An 18,471-nucleotide genomic window follows, 5' to 3' on the forward strand; every position below is an offset into this window, starting at 1 on the left:
CTGTCTGAGCTGGCTCGCGGCAATTTGGCGAATTATTTGATATTTTCGTCGTTTGTATACTTGTGTCGTATTCGGCGCTGGAATACTCTGCCGCCCAGTGTGCTGCGGTGGCACGCCTCTTAGCCCCGATCCAACAGGAAACCTTATGACCCCGGCTGATCAACTACCGGAATTCCAGATTCTTGAGCATGCTGACTTGCCGGTTTCGGAAGCCTGTCTGCGCAATCAGCAACCCATTGTGGATGTGCTGGAATCCGTGCTGGAGCCTCATTCGGTGGTGTTGGAAATCGGCAGTGGCACAGGCCAGCATGCGGAATACGTGACCGCCCGGCTGGCTGAGGTTACCTGGCAACCCTCGGAGCTGGCTGAGCGTATTTCAGTGATCAATGCCCGTCGATTGCGAGCTGGCCGTAATAATTTCCTGCCGCCTTTGGTTCTTGATGTGGCGCAGGACCTGTGGCCGGTGAAGCAGGTTGATGCCGTTTTTGCTGCCAACGTGGCGCATTTCATCAGCTGGCCGAAGTTGCGCAGTATGATGGCTGGTGTGGGGCGGGTATTGCGTCAGGCCGGAGTGGCGATTCTTTATGGCCCGTTTAATTACGACGGAGCGTTCACCAGTGATGGCAATAAGGCATTGGATGAGTGGGTCAAGCGGGACATCGACCCGGCAGCGGGCATCAAGGATATGGAACAGGTGGTGTTGGCGGCGCGCAAAGAAAAGCTGCGTTTGATTAAAGACATTGCCATGCCGGCCAACAACCGCATTCTGATTTTGAAAAAATACGCCTGATCAGGCTCTTACACTGTTTTCTTCACTGAAGCTGCGCAGTCGTGAGCGTTTACGGCCAGGCTGCTGTAGCTGAATCCATTCTTTCAATGGGGTGAAATCGACCCCCAACACTTCAAAAAATACCACCTGTTTGTCGTCCATCAGACTCACGGTTCGCACCAGTGCATCCAGCACGGGCTCCGACTCGGATTCCAGCGCTTTACTGATTAGGGTGGTGAGCTCTTCAACACTTTTATTGGCGCGCACTGCGTGCCCGTCGTGCAATTCCAGTTGCAGTTTCAGCACCTGAAGTGCCGTTTGAAGTGTGCTGTTGAGTCTCAGTCGTTTGATATCCATTGAAGGCTTCCTGATACAGCTAACAATTATTTTGTGAAGTAGATAACATTTTTTAGGTGTTCTGAGTTACAGCTTTGTTAAGAATGTTGTCTTTGTGGCACTTAATGGAACAAAGAACGGGTTTGCCAAGTGGTTAATTATACGGTGTGAAAAACAGCAGCCCGGCAGCCTCAGGACACTTTGTGCTCATCGCGGTTTCTTGTTCGGAAGTATCCCGCATTGGCCTGTGCTGAGCGGTGCGGGCCATCTTTCGGGCATAAAAAAACGCCCGGCGAACAAGCCCGCCGAGCGCTAAACAGGTAATTGGGTACCTGTCGGTTCCCTGAGAGCACAACGTAAACGACGCAAAGCCGTACGTTACTGTTGTTGTATCAAGATCAATGCCATCGACAGGATCGACCTGTTAGGGCAGCTGACCATGCTGACAATGTCGCTGTGCAGCTCGAAACAGGATGCGGTTGGGCATTGATAGAGCCAATTAATGCCCCTGCCTGTGTGATGTAGCGACAACGGCTGTCGCAAATTGGCAACCGATCACATGGGGTATGGTTTTAACGCAGGTTGCTGATGCTGTTGTGCTACCGCATGGGCCCATAACTATTCAGCCCGATGCGCAGCGGCAGTTCTTTGTCTGCATGTTGTGCGCTTTGTCAGTGCGTTTTTAGTCTGCTGGTTTTGTATGCGGCTGGGTTTGAGTGTGGCAGGGGTTTTGTGCGGAGATGCAGATAGCAAAACGCCCACCGTGCTCAGACTCTGTTGCCTGGTAGGGTGGGCGTTTCGAATGAACCGCGAGAAAAGCGCTTAGCGAGCGGCTTGCTTCTGGGCAGACTCAAGCTGAACGTAGTCGAGCAGGATGCGACCGGATTCTGTCAGTAGGGCATCCTCTTCGGCTTTTTCATCTTCTTTTTCGTCGGCCTCGTCAGCGTTTTCCGTGGCTTTGTCATCGGCGGCTTCTTTCTCGTCCAGCGACGTCAGCAGTTCCAGCCCTTTGGCTTTACGACGTTTGTTTTCCAGGTCCAGGCGCTTGGCATCGTTGGCATCACGTTCTTGCTTGCGCAGCTGCTCGTTAAGAGAGACATCCGTCTGTTCGCGCAGCTGCTCAACCAGTGCTTTCTGTTCGCGCATGAAGATGAAGTCCGGATCATCCTTGACGCGTTCGGCGTGCTCTTTGCGCAGCACCGCAATGGCGTTGGAAATCTGGTTGTCGTGTACGTACTTGGCCGGACGAATGGTGTCCCAGGGCAAGGCACGCTCCAGCGAGCTTTCGCCAATTTTGTCGGTATCAAACAGGGTTGGGTACAGGATGTCCGGGATCACGCCCTGGTTCTGGGTGCTGTCACCAGACACCCGGTAGAACTTGGCCTGGGTAATTTTCAGCTGGCCATGACGCAGTGGGCGCAAGGACTGTACGGTGCCCTTACCAAAGGTTTGGCCACCCACCACAATGGCGCGGCCATAGTCTTGCATGGCTCCCGCAAAAATTTCCGAGGCCGACGCGCTGAGGCGGTTAACCAGCACCACCAGTGGACCGTCGTACAACACGCTTGGGTCCTGGTCAGGCAGAACATCGACATTGCCGCGGGCGCTGCGTACCTGCACAACCGGGCCTTGAGGAATGAACAGGCCGGTCAGGCTGATGGCTTCTTCGAGGGAGCCACCGCCGTTGTTGCGCAGGTCGATCACCAGACCTTCAATATTCTCTTTGCGCAATTCCTTGATCAGCTTGGCGACATCTCGGGTGGTGCTTTTGTAGTCCGGGCGATTTTCCATCTTGCCCTGAAAATCAACGTAGAAGGTTGGCAGGTCGATCACGCCAATTTTGTGCTTCTTACCGTTTTCTTCGATGGTCATCACCTCTTTCTGAGCTGACTGCTCTTCCAACTTGACTTCATCACGGGTGATGGAAACCACTTTGGTGTCGGTGGTGGTGGCATCTGACGGGATGATTTCAAGGCGAACGGTGCTGCCTTTGGGGCCACGAATCAGGTCGACCACTTCATCCAGACGCCAGCCAATCACGTCGACGATTTCGCCATCTGCATCCTGACCAACGCCAATAATCTTGTCCGCAGGCTGCAGATTCTTGGCCTTGTCGGCCGGGCCTGCCGGCACCAGGCGCACCACCTTGGTGTATTCATCTTCGCTTTGCAGTACCGCACCAATGCCCTGTAAGGACAGGCTCATATTGATATTGAAGTTCTCGGTGTTGCGTGGCGAGAAGTATTGGGTGTGCGGGTCAAAAGAGCGGGTCAACGCATTCATGATGGCCTGATAGGCATCTTCCGGCTTGGTTTGGTGAATTCGATTCAACTGGTTCTGGTAACGCTTGTGCAGCAGCTCCAGCGCTGCCTTGTGATCCTTGCCGCTCATGGTGAGGTTAAGGATGGAGTTCTTCAGGCGCTTGCGCCACAGGTCGTCCAGCTCGGCGGTCGACGTCGCCCAAGGGGCGTTTTCACGATCAAGGTCGAGGCGCTCGGTATCATCGAAGCGGTAGTTGGCCGCGTTCTCATCCAGCTCCTTGATCATAAAGGTCAGGCGCTCATTGATGCGCTCTTCCAGACGATTGTATATGGCGAACGGGATGCTCAGGTCGCCACGCAGCAAAACGTCGTCCAGCTTCTTGCGGCTGCCGGTGAATTCGTTGATGTCGGATTGCAGGAAGTAGCTGCGGGTGGAGTCGAGGTCGTCCAGATACAGATCGAACACGCGTTCGGACAGGGCGTCATCGAGTCGTTGCAATTCGTAGTGGCCGCGCAGCAGGTTGTTGAGAATCTGCTGAGTAGTAACCGCTTGCTCGCGGGTTGGCTCAAGCGGTTGGATTGGTGTGCCAGGAACCACATCCGGGATCTGGGCAACCGCATTCAGGCTGCCAGCCAGAGTCAGGCACAGCAGCAGGGACGAAACAAAGGGTTTGAAAATCTTTTGATACATAAAATAGTCAGCCGGTTCGCTCAGTGTCTCGGGTAGGTATCCGCGTATTTGCTATCTTGCGGTGCATCGCTATTCTTTTTGACGCTATTGATTCACCATAAAACACGGCAATCAATATGCCAAGTATAGCCCGTTGTAATGCGGGTGATGGTGAAGTAGCCGGTAGCCCAAGTATAGATACAAATAACGAAAATAAATTCCCCCGCGCGACAATGGTCATGCGAGGAAGTGTCAATGCAGGAGGTAGTAGTATGGCGCGCATAACCCTTGATTTACCTGAAGAATTTGAATTCAAGGTGGATCTGGATGTACGGGTATCCGATATCAATTATGGCAATCATCTGGGTAATGACCGGATGGTGACCTTGCTGCACGAAGCGCGGCTGCGCTACCTGCGTCATTTTGATTTTGCCGAGTTCAATATTGGTGGGTTTGGTTTGATGGTAACGGACCTGGCCGTGTGTTTCCGGGCCGAGTCTTTTGTTGGCGATATGTTGACGTTTGAAATGAGCTTGACCGAATTCAACAAGTACGGCTGTGACATGGTCTATCGCGTCAGCAATGCCGATCAGGAGCGTTTGGTCGCAGAGGCCAAAACCGGCCTGGTATTTTTTGATTACGACGAACGCAAATTAGCCCGTGTACCGCCGGTGTTCTTGCAGCGCTGTGCACCGGACAGAGTCGGGGAATCGTAGGGGGAAGTAGCAGGGGAATAGCAGTATCAGGACGGCGACTGCTCAGCCGCCGTCCTGTTAAAGAAACTCAGGCTTCTTCAGAGCTGATGCCAAGGTCGTCGAAGTACTCGGTAATGAAGTCGAGGAAAGCGCGGCTTTTGGTCGCCAGATAACGGTTTTGCGGGAACACCACCTTGATGGTGCGAACCGGAATTTCAACATCACTGAACAGCCGCACCAGTTCGCCGGTTTGCAAGTGGTGGTCGGCAATGTAGGTCGGGATAGCAGTGATGCCCATGCCTGCCAAACACGCCTCATAGACCAGGTCGATGTCGTTGACCGACAGTTTGCGCTCGACGCTGGACAGGGTGAAGCCATGGTCTTTTTCAAACTGACGCAGCCAGTTGATACGGGCAAATTCCGCATTGGTGACCATCAGAATGCGGTGCTTGTTAAGGTCTTCCAGCGACGTCGGTGTGCCCCAGCTTTTCAGGTACTGAGGGGAGGCACAAATCACAATGTTCTGACGGGCGACCGGCTTGGCGATCAGGCGGGAATCTTCCAGCGTGCCAATGCGCAGAGCGAAGTCGTAGCCTTCCTTGACGATATCCAGTGGTCGATCAGAAATGTGCAGGTCGAAGCTGATGTCCGGGTACTTTTCTGAAAAATCATTGAACATGCGCGCCAGCTCGCGGCGACCAAAATTTGACATCGCCGTGATGCGCAAGCGGCCGCGTGGGGTAACGTCGAAATCCGTGACCAGCTTTTCTGCCTCGGAAATGGACTCGAGGATGTTCTCACAGTGCTGATAGAACATCTGCCCCGCTTCTGTGGGACTCACCGAACGAGTGGTGCGATTAAGCAGGCGTACACCCAAACGTTCTTCGAGGCCGCTGATCTGCTTGCTGACAGCGGACGGCGTGACGCCAAGTGCGTCAGCAGCAGAAGTGAAGTTGCGTGCACGCACCACGGAAACAAAGGTTTGCAGAGTGTCTATTCTGGACATAGGGCTAGGCGGCCATCGTTTGTGTAAGTCATCGAGCTTGCCGAAATTATAGTTAAATGAAAGGAAATAATCAGCTCTATTAGTTCCTGATTCTTGCAAGTGGCTCGATAAATAACATCTTTGACAGGAAATTACCGGTTTGGGGGCGACGGTCGCTCCTTTACGGCCCCCTTACTGATTTCTTGCCGTCTTTGGGTCAGGCCGTCGGCGGACCGTTTTGAACATGGCCATCCGGTTTTGCCTTGGCGGCCTTGGGGGATTTCAGGTTGATCAGCCCTGCCAGCACAATCAAGGCGGCCCCCGCGACGGTGGCCCAGGTCGGGATTTCATCCCAGAACAGCCAACCCATCAAGGCGCCGTACACCACTGCGCTGTATACGTACACACCGACTTTGCCGGTCGGGGCGATGCGATAGGCTTTGGTCATGGCTAACTGACCGGCAGTGGCCACTGCGCCCATGGCAACGATGACCCACCAGGCGGAGCTTGGCACTGGCTGCCAGTTGAGTAGCGCCGCCGGGAAGGACACCAGCGTGGCGACAACACCAAAATAGAACACGATGCGTTGGCTCGGCTCGGTGGCGGACATCCGACGAATGGTGACCTTGGCGAGTGCAGCCAAAAAGGCCCCCAGCAAGCCGACCAGCGCGGCCTGGGTCAAGGCGCTGTCGCCGCCAGGGCGCAGAATAACGAAGACACCGGCAAAACCGACCAGCAGTGCCAGCCAGCTATACTTGCCGGCGGGCTCTTTCAGCCACCACAGCGCGATCAACGGCATAAAGAAGGGACTCGACAGCTTGACCAGAAATGCTTCGGTCAGCGGCATGTTACCCAATGCCCAGAAGTAGCAGTACATGGCGCTGAGGCCAACGATGCCGCGCATCAGGTGCCAATGCCACTGGCTGGTCTTGAGCATTTGCGAGCCACTGCGAAGTAGCAGTGGCATCAGCACCAGCAGCCCAAACAAATTACGAAAGAAGACAACCTGTTCGGTGGACAGATCGTCTGACAGGGACTTGATGATAGCGCCCATGATGGCCAGCAAGGCTTCGCCAGCCAGCAAGAACAGAGCACCGCGTTTGATATCCTGGGACAAGAACGAATCCGGGTCTTTAAAAATGGAAGATAGCCACTATTTAACGGTTTGATGACCGTTGTTTTCTCGGTTCGCTGCTCTCCTGTGCGTGCTTACGGGAGACGCTGCATGAAGCTGCTGGTTGATAGCGGCTGTTGGTTGATAGCGATAGTGGTGTGAAGACAGCAGAGTATATCGGATGTGAACCGTCGGGTGTGCTGGGAATGTCTATTAATTATTTTAAATTTTAACGTGATGGACTTGAAATATGTTCAAGTTGACTCCAGATAAGGATCATCACAAAGAACTGCAGCGGTCGCGTGTTGTGTAACAAAGTCTGCAGTCATTACGTTGGAGATTTTTCGTATGCGTATGGATCGTTTGACAACCAGTATGCAAAACGCCCTGGCTGAAAGCCAGAGTCTGGCACTGGGACAAGACCACAATCAAATTGACACTGTGCACTTGCTGTTGGCACTGCTACAGCAAGCTAATAGCTCGGTAAAAGACGTGCTGCGCCGTGGTGGCGTGCATGTGCCGCAATTCGAGCAGCGTCTGCAAACAATATTGAGCGACCAGCCGAAGGTCAGCGCACCGGATGGCCAGATTCAGATTTCTCCGGAGTTGGGCCGACTGCTGAACCTGACCGAGAAGAAAGCCCAGCAGATGCACGACCAGTACGTATCCAGCGAAGTGTTCTTGCTGGTGGCACTGGAAGATCGTGGTGCAGTCGGCAAGGCGCTGAAAGACGTCGGCCTGACTGCCGAAGCTGCAGAAAAAGCAATCAAAGATATGCGTGGTGGTGAAACTGTGAAAGACGCCAATGCCGAAGACAGCCGTCAGGCACTGGAAAAATTCTGTATCGACCTGACCGAGCGGGCTGAAGCGGGCAAGCTCGATCCAGTGATTGGTCGTGATGAAGAAATTCGCCGCACCGTCCAGGTGTTGCAGCGCCGTACCAAAAATAATCCGGTGCTGATTGGTCCGCCAGGTGTGGGTAAAACCGCCGTGGTGGAAGGTCTGGCTCAGCGCATTGTGAATGGCGAAGTGCCGGATACGCTTAAAAACAAACGCATTTTGTCACTGGATATGGGCGCACTGGTTGCCGGGGCCAAATACCGCGGTGAGTTTGAGGAGCGTCTGAAAGCCGTGCTGAAAGACGTGTCCAAAGAAGAAGGCCGCATTGTGCTTTTTATTGACGAGCTGCACACCATGGTTGGCGCTGGTAAGGGCGAAGGCTCCATGGATGCGGGCAACATGCTCAAACCGGCGTTGGCCCGTGGCGAACTGCACTGCGTGGGTGCTACGACGCTGGATGAATATCGCGAGTTCATTGAAAAAGACGCCGCGCTGGAACGTCGTTTCCAGAAAGTGCTGGTGGACGAGCCATCCGTGGAAGACTCCATCGCCATCCTGCGTGGCCTGAAAGAACGTTACGAAGTGCACCACGGCGTGCAGATTACCGACAGCGCCATCATTGCGGCGGCCAAACTGTCACAGCGCTACATTACCGATCGCCGTTTGCCGGACAAAGCCATCGATCTGATCGATGAGTCGGCCTCGGTGATCCGTATGGAAATCGATTCCAAGCCGCAGGAAATGGATCGTCTTGAGCGTCGTTTGATTCAGCTGAAGATCGAGCGAGAGGCTCTGAAGAAAGAAAAAGACGACGCAGCCAAGGCGCGTTTGAGTGGTCTGAACGAAGAAATTAACAAGGCAGGTCGTGCCTATGTAGAGCTGGAAGAAGTCTGGAAACACGAAAAAGCCCTGCTGGAAGGTGCCAGCAAAGCCAAGGAAGAACTGGAACAGGCCAAACTGGAACTGGATGCTGCGCGCCGCAGTGGTGACTTGTCGCGCATGTCTGAATTGCAGTACGGCAAAATCCCGGAACTGGAAAAGCAGCTGGCCAACGCCAACGAGGCCGAAGCGACAGGCACTCAGGAGTTCACCTTGCTGCGTAACAAGGTGACCGAAGACGAAATTGCCGAAGTGGTATCGCGCTGGACCGGTGTGCCGGTGACCAAAATGCTTGAAGGTGAGCGTGAAAAACTGCTGAAAATGGAAGAGGTTCTACACGACTCGGTGGTTGGTCAGGACCAGGCCATTCAGGCAGTATCCAATGCGGTACGTCGCAGTCGGGCGGGACTGTCTGATCCGAATCGTCCGAACGGCTCGTTCCTGTTCCTTGGCCCTACTGGTGTGGGCAAGACCGAGTTGTGCAAGGCGTTGGCGACCTTCCTGTTCGACAGCAAGGACGCCATGGTGCGGATTGATATGTCTGAATACATGGAGAAGCATTCGGTGGCTCGCCTGATTGGAGCGCCTCCGGGCTATGTCGGTTACGAAGAGGGTGGCTACCTGACCGAAGCCGTGCGCCGTAAACCGTATTCGGTGATTTTGTTGGATGAGGTCGAAAAAGCGCACCCGGATGTTTTCAATATCCTCTTGCAGGTGTTAGATGATGGTCAGCTGACCGACGGTCAGGGCCGCAAGGTCGATTTCAAAAACACCGTGTTGGTGATGACGTCGAACCTGGGCTCGGATGTCATCCAGACCCTGTATAAAGACGAGCCATACGAGCAAATGCGTGACGCCGTGATGGAAATTGTTGGTGCGCACTTCCGCCCTGAATTCATTAACCGGATTGACGAAGCTGTGGTGTTCCATCCACTGTTGAAAGACCAGATTCGTGGCATTGCCGATATCCAGCTGCAACTGTTGCGAGGCCGCTTGATGGAGCGGGAGCTGACGCTGGAACTGACGGATGCTGCGTTCACTCGGCTGGTGGACATTGGCTACGACCCGGTATTTGGAGCACGTCCTCTTAAGCGGGCGATACAGCAGTGGATTGAAAATCCGCTGGCACAGGACATTTTGTCTGGCAAGTTTATGCCGGGTGACGTCATCCTGGGCGATGTTGCTGAAGACGAAAGTGGCAAGGCCCGGCTGGTGTTTCGCAGCCAGTAAGGCCAAATCCTGAAGTGACGGCGGTTCACCGCCGTCTTTAATATGCTATTGATAGAATTGTTGTTTGTGTTCACTATAGCCCCGCCTTGGCGGGGCTTTTGCGTTTAAATGCGATAGATTCCTAACTGGAAAGTCTGTTTTCTGAACGGCAGGTGACTGTATTTGCGTACGCCGCGGGCGTTTTAAGTCAGAATAGTGGCTGCACGTGTCATTGCTCCCATCAATAAATGAGCTAGCATGCTGTGCCACACTGAATGGAATCTATTTGGAATTGATCGATGATGAATCGCTTTTGGGCTTCTTCGGCACTGATCGCCGTATTGGCAGCCACAACCGGCTGCGCAACCACTTCTACCTCTGATGTGTCCGCAGCCCCTGTTGAGCAGCCGCAGGCTGTGCGACTGGCACAAGAATCTGAACTGCGTTGTTACGGTAAGGCCGGTGTGTATATCCAGGACGAAGAACGTCGCGTGCGCATTGCGCTGGGTCGCCGTCCAACCGCTGGTTACAACGTGATGGTGACTGAGTCGACCGTAACCGGAGCTTCGGTAACGCTGCATTTTCGCGAGACTGCCCCAGAGCCCGGCATGATGGTGCCGCAAGTGCTGACCTATCCGTGTTTGCGCGTCTCACTGCCCGATAACTGGGGCCATCTGCACGTGGTGGATGACAGCAGTGGTGCGGAGTGGGATTTCTATCACTCTGGCTATAACAGCGTCAGCGGTGATTCTTGAGCATTATTCTTGGCATTGACCCCGGCTCCCGCTTGACGGGATTCGGGGTGATTCGTGTGATTGGCCAAAAAACGGAATACCTGACCAGCGGCTGCATTCGCTGCGGTGAAGGTGAGATCCCTGACCGGCTCAATATCATTCATAGTTCGATTTCCTCATTGATTGATCAGGTGCAACCGGATCAATACGCCATTGAACGGGCTTTCATGGGTAAAAACGCCGACTCTGCCCTGAAGTTGGGTCAAGCCCGTGGTGTAGCGCTTTTGGTTGCTGCCCAGAAGGGCCTGCCAGTGTTTGAATACGCGCCTCGTGCCATCAAACAGGCAGTGACCGGTATGGGTGGCGCCGACAAAACTCAAATCCAGCACATGGTGCAAAGTTTGCTCAAGTTGCCAGGCAAGCCGCAGGCGGATGCCGCCGATGCGTTGGCGATTGCGTTGTGTCACGCCTTTATGGTCAATAATCTGGCCATTACCTCCGGCCGTACATCTGGCCGACGCTCCCGTTCCATGCGCAGTTTTGTGCCCCCGTCGAGCTAGCCGAATCTGTTGAGCTGGCGCTCCCTTTACTGCTACGCTAGGCCGCTTTACAAACAGGTAAACTCGCTATGATCGGCCGCTTGCAGGGCATTCTGCTGGAAAAATCTGCTCCTGAACTTTTATTGGACGTTAACGGTGTGGGCTACGAAATTCAGGCTCCGATTTCCACCTTTGCCGTCCTTGGCCGAATCGGTGATCCGGTAATTCTCTATACCCATCTTGCCATCCGCGAAGACGCCCATCAGCTGTATGGTTTCAGCGACAAAAGCCAACGCACGTTGTTTCGCACCCTGATCAAGGTCAGTGGTGTCGGGCCAAAACTGGCGCTGGCCATTCTGTCCGGTATGGACGTCAATGCATTTGCCAGCTGCGTACACGCCGAAGACGTAACGGCGCTGACCAAGTTGCCAGGGGTCGGCAAAAAAACCGCTGAACGTTTGATTGTTGAGATGCGTGACCGCCTCAAAGAGTGGCAGTCCGCTGGCCCATTATGGGACGCCGTCGACCAGCAAGCGCAAGCGTCTGCCGACTCCATGCTGCAAGACGCTGAATCGGCGCTGGTAGCGTTGGGCTACAAGCCAACCGAAGCCGCCAAAATGCTGAACAAGGTTGCCGGTCAGGCCGACAGTTCGGAAGATCTGATTCGTCTGGCGCTTCGCAACAGTCTGGGTAACGCATGATAGAAACAGATCGCTTCATCAGTCCGATCAGTACGCCGTCGGAAGACCATCAGGACCGCGCCATTCGTCCCAAGCAGCTGGCTGACTACATCGGTCAGCCTGCTGTGCGGGAGCAAATGGAAATCTTTATTGGTGCTGCTCGCGCCCGTAACGAAGCATTGGACCATACGCTGGTGTTTGGTCCGCCGGGCCTGGGTAAAACCACGCTGGCCAACATCATTGCCGAGGAGATGGGTGCGTCGATCAAGTCAACGTCAGGGCCGGTGCTTGAAAAAGCCGGTGATCTTGCGGCCTTGCTGACCAACCTTGAATCTGGCGACGTACTGTTTATCGACGAGATTCATCGCCTTAACCCGGCGGTGGAAGAAGTGTTGTATCCGGCGATGGAAGATTACCAGCTGGACATCATGGTCGGCGACGGCCCTGCCGCCCGTTCGATCAAGATTGACCTGCCACCATTTACCCTGGTGGGTGCAACGACCCGGGCAGGTTTGCTTACCTCGCCATTGCGGGACCGTTTTGGCATCGTTCAGCGTCTGGAGTTTTATAACGTTGATGACCTGTCACACATTGTCTCCCGTTCCGGACGCCTGTTAGGTCTGGAAGTGGACGATCACGGTGCGACGGAAATTGCCCGCCGCTCCCGTGGCACACCGCGTATTGCCAACCGCTTGTTGCGACGGGTGCGGGATTACGCTCAGGTGAAAGGCAATGGTCAGGTCGACAAACAGTGCTCCGATCTGGCGTTGAACATGCTTAACGTCGATTCCCAGGGCTTTGATCATATGGACCGTCGGTTGTTGCTGACACTGATGGAAAAATACGATGGCGGCCCGGTCGGTGTGGATGCGTTGGCGGCCAGTATTGGCGAAGAGCGCGATACCATTGAAGATGTGTTGGAACCCTATCTGATGCAGCAAGGCTACATCACTCGTACGCCGCGTGGCCGCACGGCCACCAAGTTGGCGTATCTGCACTTTGGACTGGACCTGCCAGACCGGTTTGGAGCGTCCGAATGACACAGTTTGATTGGCCAGTGCGTATCTACATCGAAGATACCGACGCTGGCGGCATCGTGTATTACGCCAATTATTTGCGATATACCGAGCGCGCTCGCACCGAATGGCTGCGGGCAATGGGCATCAGTCAGGAGCTTTTACGAGAGCAGGGCATTCTGTTTGTGGTTACCTCGGTGGAAGCCAAATATCGCAAGCCGGCCCGTCTTGATGATGAACTCAATGTATCGGTTCAAGTCGATAGTATCGGCAAGGCGAGGCTGGGTATCCGTCATCAGGTCACTCGCATGGCAGAATCGGGTCAGTCGGAAGTGTTGGTAGAAGCGGGCGTTACCATCGCCTGCATGTCGACTGCCGGTAAGGCCATGGCCATCCCGAAACAGATTTTGGAAAACATTCAGGGTAACTAACCCGACCGAGAGAATCAGGAGCTGTAGTGAACGAGTCCCTTTCCATTTTTGGTTTGATCGCCGAAGCCAGCATTGTGGTGCAGCTGGTGATGTTGTTGTTGCTGGCAGCCTCGGTTGGCAGCTGGGTGGTGATTGTCCAACGCAGCCGCCTGCTGTCGGCCAGCAAGGCAGAGCTGCACGACTTCGAGGATCGGTTCTGGTCTGGCGATGACCTCAACGAGCTGTACCGCGAATGTCAGGCCAAGGAAGAGACCAGCTCGATCGAGAATGTGTTCATGGCCGGTTTGAAAGAATTCGGCAAGATGCGTCAGCAAAGCGCCTCCGATCCGGATGCGGTTATTGCCAGCTGTCAGCGTGCCATGCGCATTGCCATTACCCGCGAAACCGAAGCGCTGGAGCAGCACCTGCCGATGCTGGCAACGATTGGCTCTACCAGTCCGTACGTCGGTCTGTTTGGTACGGTGTGGGGCATCATGCACTCTTTCCATGGTTTGGCGGCGGTTAAGCAAGCCACCATTGCGACTGTGGCACCGGGTATTTCGGAAGCGTTGGTGGCAACGGCTATGGGTCTTCTGGCGGCCATTCCAGCGGTTATTTTCTACAACCGCTTTGCCACTCGCGTTGATCAGCTGTCGACCGGTATGCACACCTTCGCGGATGAATTCTCCTCGCTGCTGTACCGTCAGGCGTTGCGTTTGAAGCAGGGGGCCAAGCCAACCTCAGGAGCCAACTGATATGGAACCGATGCAATATCCGGTTGCCAAGCGTCGGCCAATGGCTGAGATCAATGTGGTTCCCTACATTGACGTTATGTTGGTGCTGCTGATTATTTTCATGGTGACGGCCCCTATGCTGGTGCAAAGCGTGCCGGTGGATTTGCCGCAGGTGCAATCGGCGCCGACGGAAATTGAGCCCGACGACAACACCCTGATTGTGTCTGTGACCAGCGCCGGGGAATATTTCATCGAGCGTGAGGAAGGCAACACCAAGCCGATGTCGCTGGCGCAAGTTCAGGACTACATCAGCAAGGTCAAGGCGCAGGTTGAAAGTACCCGGGTAATGGTGCGTGGCGATGAACAGGTGCCATACGGTCGAGTGGTGGCCTTGCTGGGCGGCTTGCAAAGCGCTGGCATGCAAAACGTGGGATTGATTACCGAAGCGCCGGACCCGGATGGTGGTCGTGAAAAATAAGCTGTTTGCACCGTCGTCCTATACCCCAGCGGTGTTTGCCGCTGTGGTGCTGCACGTGCTGGTGGGTCTGGTGTTCTGGTTTCAATGGCCAGCTGATGAGCCACAGCTGCCGCAGCCTGTGCCAAAACACATTGTGGCTACTGTGGTGCAGGAAGAAAACCGTGCCGCTGCTGAGCGCAAGAAACAGGAAATCCAAAAACAGCAGGCTGAGCGCAAGCGTCAGCAGCAGTTGGCGGAGCAGAAGCGTAAGGCACAGGAGCAAGCGGCCCGCAAGAAACGCGAAGCCGAGGCGCTGAAAAAGAAACAGGCTGAGCAGACTGCCCGGGAAAAGGCCGCCCAGGCCCAGCGGGCAAAAGAACAAAAAGCCCGGGAGCAGAAGGCCCAGGAGCAAAAAGCCAAAGAAGCGGCTGAGCAGGCCCGCCTGCAAAAACTGGCGGAAGAGAAAGCCGCCGCCGAGCGTAAGAAACAGCAGCAGGCCGAGCTTGAACGTCAGCTGAAAGAAGAACAGCAAATGCTGGAACGCATGGCGGCAGAGCAGGCCGAGCAAGAGCTCCGGGAACGAGAAGCCGCAGAGCGTTTGGCCAAGGAGCGCGAGGAAGCGGTCATCAGTTACACCGCGCAATTACGCGACAAGATTGAGCGCAGCTGGCAGTACCCGCCCGGCGTCGAGCCGGACCAACAAGTGACGGTTCGGATTAACCTGGTGCCTACGGGTGAAGTCATTGCCGTGACGGTGGTGAAGGGCAGCGGCAACTCGGCACTGGACCGTTCGGTAGAGCAAGCGGTGATGAAAGCATCACCGCTGCCAGTGCCCAAGGATATCAAGGTGTTTGAAAGCAATTTCAGAACCTTCACGATTAACTTCAGACCGGAGAATGCAACGTGGTAACTCGATGGTTAGGGTTTGTTGCCCTGATGGTGGTGGCATTGGCTGCCAGAGCGGAGTTGGTGATTGAAGTCACCCAGGGAAAGCAGTCGGCCATTCCCGTGGCTGTGGTGCCTTTTGCCTGGGTGGGGCCAGATGCCTTGCCAGAAGACGTCAGCGGTATTGTTGCCAATGATCTTGGTGGTTCTGGCTACTTCCGGGTGATGCCGGAAAGCAACATGATTACCAAACCGGCCACGGCGGACGAAGTGGTCTATTCAGAATGGAGTAATTTGCGCCAGGATTTCGTGGTGGTGGGCAACATCAGCCGCGACGGTGATGGCTATGCGGTGGAATTCTACGTGATGGACGTACACCAGAAAGTGGAACTGCTTCGCCATCGCGTGAAAGGCAAGGGAACTCAGTTGCGCGATATTGCTCACTATATCAGCGACTTTGTGTTCAAGAAGTTGACCGGTATTCCGGGGGTGTTCTCGACCAAGCTGGTGTACGTCACCACCAATCGTGACCGAACTCGTTTTAACCTGAACTACGCCGATGCCGATGGTGCCCGCGAGCAGCTGATCTTCTCGTCCGATCAGCCGATCATTTCGCCGGCCTGGGCTCCGGATGGCAAGAAAGTAGCCTATGTGTCGTTTGAAACCGGCCGTACGGCGATTTACTTCCAGGAACTGGCAACCGGCAAGCGTGAGCTGGTTCTGAAGATGAAAGGCTCAACCAGTGCGCCAGCATTTTCGCCAGATGGGACCAAATTGGCGTTTGTGCACTCTTATTTGGGCAATCCGGACATTTATGTCCTTGACTTGAACACCCGTAAGACGGAACGTCTTACCAATCACTACGCGATTGATACCGAGCCGCAATGGATGGCCGATAATCGCCACCTGGTGTTTACCTCCAGTCGTGCTGGCGGACCGCAGATTTATCAACTGGATACCAGTAATAAAGCGGTCAAACGGATGACATACGAGGGTAATTATAATGCCAGGGCCCGGGTCACGGATGATGGTCGCAAGTTGATTTATGTGCACCGCAGTGGAGAGAGCTTCCATATTGCGTCACAGGATCTCAGAACCGGTATGGTTCAGGTGCTCACCAGCGACACCGATCTCGACGAGTCGCCCAGTGTTGCACCTAACGGAAGTATGGTAATTTACGCAGCCAGTGAAGCTGATCGCAGCATCTTGGCGGCAGTATCGGTGGATGGAGATGTTAAATTCCGCCTGCCGTCCAAGTACGGTGACGTCAGAGAGCCTGCGTGGTCACCAATTTTTTAAAAAGTAAAACCATTGAGTGGAGTGGGAAAACAGTTATGCAAAAGAATGCATTGTACAAAGCGTTGGGTTTGACTCTGGGCGCACTGCTGGTGACTGCATGTTCAAGCACTGGCGAAGTTAACGAAGGCGAAGCAAGCAACACCACCGCTTCTGCACAAAGCCAGACCAAAACTACCAACGGTTCTGCCAGCAGCAACGGCACCACCGCAGTAGACACCTCTGCTGTAAGCGGTGAATCCCTGAAGTCTGAAATGTCTCAGGCTGAAGCGGCTCTGATGGAGCAAACTGTTTTCTACTTTGACTTCGACCAGTCCACCATCAAGAGCGACAGCAAGGCTGCTCTGATGGCTCACGCTGCGTACCTGAAGTCTCACAGCAGTGCTCGCGTTGTACTGGAAGGTCATGCTGATGAGCGTGGCACAGTAGAATACAACCTGGCTCTGGGCGAGCGTCGTGGTATGGCGGTACGTCGTTACCTGCTGGCCAACGGTGCAAGCGCTTCCCAGCTGGAAGTAGTTAGCTTCGGTGAAGAGCGTCCAGCGGTTATGGGTCACAACGAATCCAGCTACGCCAAGAACCGTCGCGTAGAGATCAAGTACCAGAGCCGTTAATTTATGAAAGCCCATTTTGTCCTCTGTGCGCTGTTGGTGTCGTCTTTCAGCGCCACGGCGGAGGAGTGGGTTTCGGTTGGAGCAGCGCCTAGCGTTGCTCCCGCCTCCTCCTCTGACACCGCGCCAGTTCTGGCGAGCCCTCAAACCCCTGTCGTCGCCGATGCGTCTTCTGAATCTGCCGATCCTTCGCTGGTGAACGAGTTGCTGATGCAAATCGAACAAATGCAGCAGGAATTGTCGATGCTGCGTGAGCAGCTGGATCAGCAAGGCAATGAATTGCGCGAACTGCGACAGGACAGTGATAACCGCTATCTCGATCTTGATCGTCGAATCGTGTTTCTGACCAACGAGGCCGACAAGCAAGTGGCCGCCCCGGTAGCTGCTACTCCGTCTGCTACGGCCGGACAGACGCCACAGGAGGCGTATGCCGCGGCAATGCAGTTGGTGAAGGACAAGGAATTCGAAAAGGCCAATGCGGCGTTTGATGAATTCGTCCAGAACCATCCTGACAGCAATCTGGTTGCCAACGCCTACTACTGGAATGGTGAAATTTCGCTGGTGCGTGGGGACTACCCGGCTGCACTGGCCAATTTCCGTCAGGTAGTGGATCAGTACCCGGACCACAGCAAAGCGGCAGATGCTTCCTACAAATATGCGGTGACCTTGCATCGCAGTGGTAAGGATGCGGAAGCGCGTCAGTGGTTGCAGAAAGTGATCGATACCTACAAGGGGAGTTCACAAGGCACTGTCAGGCTGGCCGAGACCTATTTGAAGAAAATTTCCGTAAACCCTTAATTTTTTTAACAAAAAGGGTTGCCAAGCGGAAAAAGATCAGTAGTATATGCGCCTCCTTCGGGTCGTTAGCTCAGTTGGTAGAGCAGTTGGCTTTTAACCAATTGGTCGCTGGTTCGAATCCAGCACGACCCACCACTCAAACATTGACTGAGCGTTTGGTGGGTATGAAGGAGTCGCCTACGGTACTTTGGCCGTAAGCGAGCAATCTGAAGTGGGTCGTTAGCTCAGTTGGTAGAGCAGTTGGCTTTTAACCAATTGGTCGCTGGTTCGAATCCAGCACGACCCACCACTTCTTGAAGCATGCATTTGCTCGAAGTACGGGTTGTAACATTCTGAAGTGGGTCGTTAGCTCAGTTGGTAGAGCAGTTGGCTTTTAACCAATTGGTCGCTGGTTCGAATCCAGCACGACCCACCACTCTTCAGCTGTTCGCGGAGGAGTACAGGGTAAAAATTTGAAGTGGGTCGTTAGCTCAGTTGGTAGAGCAGTTGGCTTTTAACCAATTGGTCGCTGGTTCGAATCCAGCACGACCCACCATTTCAAACCTCATCAGAT

General features: G+C 54.4%; 18 protein-coding genes and 4 tRNA genes. 18 read left to right on the forward strand and 4 right to left on the reverse strand.

Annotation, left to right across the window (positions count from 1 at the left end; all coding sequences use genetic code 11):
- Positions 1 to 145 precede the first annotated feature (145 nt).
- Complete coding sequence (locus tag ACXADJ_RS04430) at positions 146 to 790, forward strand: DUF938 domain-containing protein (RefSeq protein ID WP_475063539.1); 645 nt, start codon at positions 146 to 148, stop codon at positions 788 to 790.
- Here ACXADJ_RS04430 and ACXADJ_RS04435 read toward each other — a convergent pair whose 3' ends face one another.
- Together ACXADJ_RS04435 and ACXADJ_RS04440 are read right to left on the reverse strand one after the other, a co-directional pair.
- Positions 791 to 1,126: a hypothetical protein gene (locus ACXADJ_RS04435; RefSeq protein ID WP_475063541.1), complete on the reverse strand. Its 336-nt coding sequence runs from the start codon at positions 1,124 to 1,126 to the stop codon at positions 791 to 793.
- Between the two features lie 801 nt (positions 1,127 to 1,927).
- Positions 1,928 to 4,057: a carboxy terminal-processing peptidase gene (locus tag ACXADJ_RS04440; protein ID WP_475063543.1), complete on the reverse strand. Its 2,130-nt coding sequence runs from the start codon at positions 4,055 to 4,057 to the stop codon at positions 1,928 to 1,930.
- A 251-nt stretch (positions 4,058 to 4,308) separates the two neighbouring features.
- On the opposite strand from ACXADJ_RS04440, the gene ACXADJ_RS04445 reads away from it, so the two are divergent.
- A complete protein-coding gene (locus ACXADJ_RS04445; RefSeq protein WP_475063546.1) occupies positions 4,309 to 4,752 on the forward strand; it encodes an acyl-CoA thioesterase in 444 nt (147 codons plus the stop codon).
- 67 nt (positions 4,753 to 4,819) lie between these two features.
- Here the strand turns inward: ACXADJ_RS04445 and ACXADJ_RS04450 are convergent, their stop codons facing one another.
- Positions 4,820 to 5,737 carry a LysR family transcriptional regulator gene (locus ACXADJ_RS04450; protein WP_036536661.1) on the reverse strand — a complete coding sequence of 306 codons (918 nt, stop codon included), beginning with the start codon at positions 5,735 to 5,737 and terminating at the stop codon, positions 4,820 to 4,822.
- Between the two features lie 196 nt (positions 5,738 to 5,933).
- Positions 5,934 to 6,833, reverse strand: a complete 900-nt coding sequence (locus tag ACXADJ_RS04455) for a DMT family transporter (RefSeq protein ID WP_475063550.1) — start codon at positions 6,831 to 6,833, stop codon at positions 5,934 to 5,936.
- 345 nt (positions 6,834 to 7,178) lie between these two features.
- Here ACXADJ_RS04455 and clpB point away from each other — a divergent pair, with 345 nt between their 5' ends.
- The 16 genes from clpB (at position 7,179) to ACXADJ_RS04535 (ending at position 18,453) form a co-directional block, all read left to right on the forward strand.
- A complete protein-coding gene (clpB, locus tag ACXADJ_RS04460; protein ID WP_475063552.1) occupies positions 7,179 to 9,779 on the forward strand; it encodes an ATP-dependent chaperone ClpB in 2,601 nt (866 codons plus the stop codon).
- Between the two features lie 278 nt (positions 9,780 to 10,057).
- On the forward strand, positions 10,058 to 10,513 hold the full coding sequence (locus tag ACXADJ_RS04465) for a protease complex subunit PrcB family protein (RefSeq protein ID WP_475063556.1): 456 nt from the start codon (positions 10,058 to 10,060) through the stop codon (positions 10,511 to 10,513).
- Complete coding sequence (ruvC, locus tag ACXADJ_RS04470; protein WP_475063559.1) at positions 10,510 to 11,052, forward strand: crossover junction endodeoxyribonuclease RuvC; 543 nt, start codon at positions 10,510 to 10,512, stop codon at positions 11,050 to 11,052. The genes ACXADJ_RS04465 and ruvC overlap by 4 nt, the downstream gene beginning before the upstream one ends.
- A gap of 68 nt (positions 11,053 to 11,120) precedes the next feature.
- Entirely contained in the window at positions 11,121 to 11,732 is a 612-nt protein-coding gene (gene ruvA, locus ACXADJ_RS04475; RefSeq protein ID WP_475063562.1) for a Holliday junction branch migration protein RuvA, read from the forward strand.
- Positions 11,729 to 12,751, forward strand: coding sequence for a Holliday junction branch migration DNA helicase RuvB (gene ruvB / locus ACXADJ_RS04480; protein WP_475063564.1), 1,023 nt, complete (start codon positions 11,729 to 11,731; stop codon positions 12,749 to 12,751). The genes ruvA and ruvB overlap by 4 nt, the downstream gene beginning before the upstream one ends.
- On the forward strand, positions 12,748 to 13,158 hold the full coding sequence (ybgC, locus tag ACXADJ_RS04485; RefSeq protein WP_475063567.1) for a tol-pal system-associated acyl-CoA thioesterase: 411 nt from the start codon (positions 12,748 to 12,750) through the stop codon (positions 13,156 to 13,158). The genes ruvB and ybgC overlap by 4 nt, the downstream gene beginning before the upstream one ends.
- 26 nt (positions 13,159 to 13,184) lie before the next feature.
- Positions 13,185 to 13,892: a protein TolQ gene (tolQ, locus tag ACXADJ_RS04490; protein ID WP_028294194.1), complete on the forward strand. Its 708-nt coding sequence runs from the start codon at positions 13,185 to 13,187 to the stop codon at positions 13,890 to 13,892.
- A 1-nt stretch (position 13,893) separates the two neighbouring features.
- Entirely contained in the window at positions 13,894 to 14,349 is a 456-nt protein-coding gene (gene tolR, locus ACXADJ_RS04495) for a protein TolR (protein ID WP_475063569.1), read from the forward strand.
- Positions 14,339 to 15,238, forward strand: a complete 900-nt coding sequence (gene tolA, locus ACXADJ_RS04500) for a cell envelope integrity protein TolA (protein ID WP_475063571.1) — start codon at positions 14,339 to 14,341, stop codon at positions 15,236 to 15,238. The genes tolR and tolA overlap by 11 nt, the downstream gene beginning before the upstream one ends.
- Positions 15,232 to 16,512 carry a Tol-Pal system beta propeller repeat protein TolB gene (tolB, locus tag ACXADJ_RS04505; RefSeq protein ID WP_475063573.1) on the forward strand — a complete coding sequence of 427 codons (1,281 nt, stop codon included), beginning with the start codon at positions 15,232 to 15,234 and terminating at the stop codon, positions 16,510 to 16,512. Before tolA ends, tolB begins: the two co-directional genes overlap by 7 nt.
- Before the next feature lie 35 nt (positions 16,513 to 16,547).
- Entirely contained in the window at positions 16,548 to 17,123 is a 576-nt protein-coding gene (pal, locus tag ACXADJ_RS04510; RefSeq protein ID WP_028294190.1) for a peptidoglycan-associated lipoprotein Pal, read from the forward strand.
- 3 nt (positions 17,124 to 17,126) lie between these two features.
- The gene (gene ybgF, locus ACXADJ_RS04515) at positions 17,127 to 17,918 is read left to right on the forward strand and encodes a tol-pal system protein YbgF (RefSeq protein WP_475063576.1); all 792 of its coding nucleotides are present in this window, start codon (positions 17,127 to 17,129) and stop codon (positions 17,916 to 17,918) included.
- Positions 17,919 to 17,977: 59 nt separating this feature from the next.
- A tRNA-Lys gene (locus ACXADJ_RS04520) sits at positions 17,978 to 18,053 on the forward strand.
- 78 nt (positions 18,054 to 18,131) lie between these two features.
- Positions 18,132 to 18,207 (forward strand) — tRNA-Lys (locus tag ACXADJ_RS04525).
- 50 nt (positions 18,208 to 18,257) lie between these two features.
- Positions 18,258 to 18,333: transfer RNA gene (locus ACXADJ_RS04530), tRNA-Lys, on the forward strand.
- Positions 18,334 to 18,377: 44 nt separating this feature from the next.
- Positions 18,378 to 18,453: transfer RNA gene (locus tag ACXADJ_RS04535), tRNA-Lys, on the forward strand.
- Positions 18,454 to 18,471 lie beyond the last annotated feature (18 nt).

Source organism: Oceanobacter sp. ABM4_470 (assembly GCF_056158645.1).

Coding starts and splice junctions, on each gene's coding strand:
- ACXADJ_RS04430 (WP_475063539.1), top strand. CDS start 146: ATGACCCCGGCTGATCAACTACCGGAATTCCAGATTCTTGAGCATGCT.
- ACXADJ_RS04435 (WP_475063541.1), bottom strand. CDS start 1,126: ATGGATATCAAACGACTGAGACTCAACAGCACACTTCAAACGGCACTT.
- ACXADJ_RS04440 (WP_475063543.1), bottom strand. CDS start 4,057: ATGTATCAAAAGATTTTCAAACCCTTTGTTTCGTCCCTGCTGCTGTGC.
- ACXADJ_RS04445 (WP_475063546.1), top strand. CDS start 4,309: ATGGCGCGCATAACCCTTGATTTACCTGAAGAATTTGAATTCAAGGTG.
- ACXADJ_RS04450 (WP_036536661.1), bottom strand. CDS start 5,737: ATGTCCAGAATAGACACTCTGCAAACCTTTGTTTCCGTGGTGCGTGCA.
- clpB (WP_475063552.1), top strand. CDS start 7,179: ATGCGTATGGATCGTTTGACAACCAGTATGCAAAACGCCCTGGCTGAA.
- ACXADJ_RS04465 (WP_475063556.1), top strand. CDS start 10,058: ATGATGAATCGCTTTTGGGCTTCTTCGGCACTGATCGCCGTATTGGCA.
- ruvA (WP_475063562.1), top strand. CDS start 11,121: ATGATCGGCCGCTTGCAGGGCATTCTGCTGGAAAAATCTGCTCCTGAA.
- ruvB (WP_475063564.1), top strand. CDS start 11,729: ATGATAGAAACAGATCGCTTCATCAGTCCGATCAGTACGCCGTCGGAA.
- ybgC (WP_475063567.1), top strand. CDS start 12,748: ATGACACAGTTTGATTGGCCAGTGCGTATCTACATCGAAGATACCGAC.
- tolR (WP_475063569.1), top strand. CDS start 13,894: ATGGAACCGATGCAATATCCGGTTGCCAAGCGTCGGCCAATGGCTGAG.
- pal (WP_028294190.1), top strand. CDS start 16,548: ATGCAAAAGAATGCATTGTACAAAGCGTTGGGTTTGACTCTGGGCGCA.
- ybgF (WP_475063576.1), top strand. CDS start 17,127: ATGAAAGCCCATTTTGTCCTCTGTGCGCTGTTGGTGTCGTCTTTCAGC.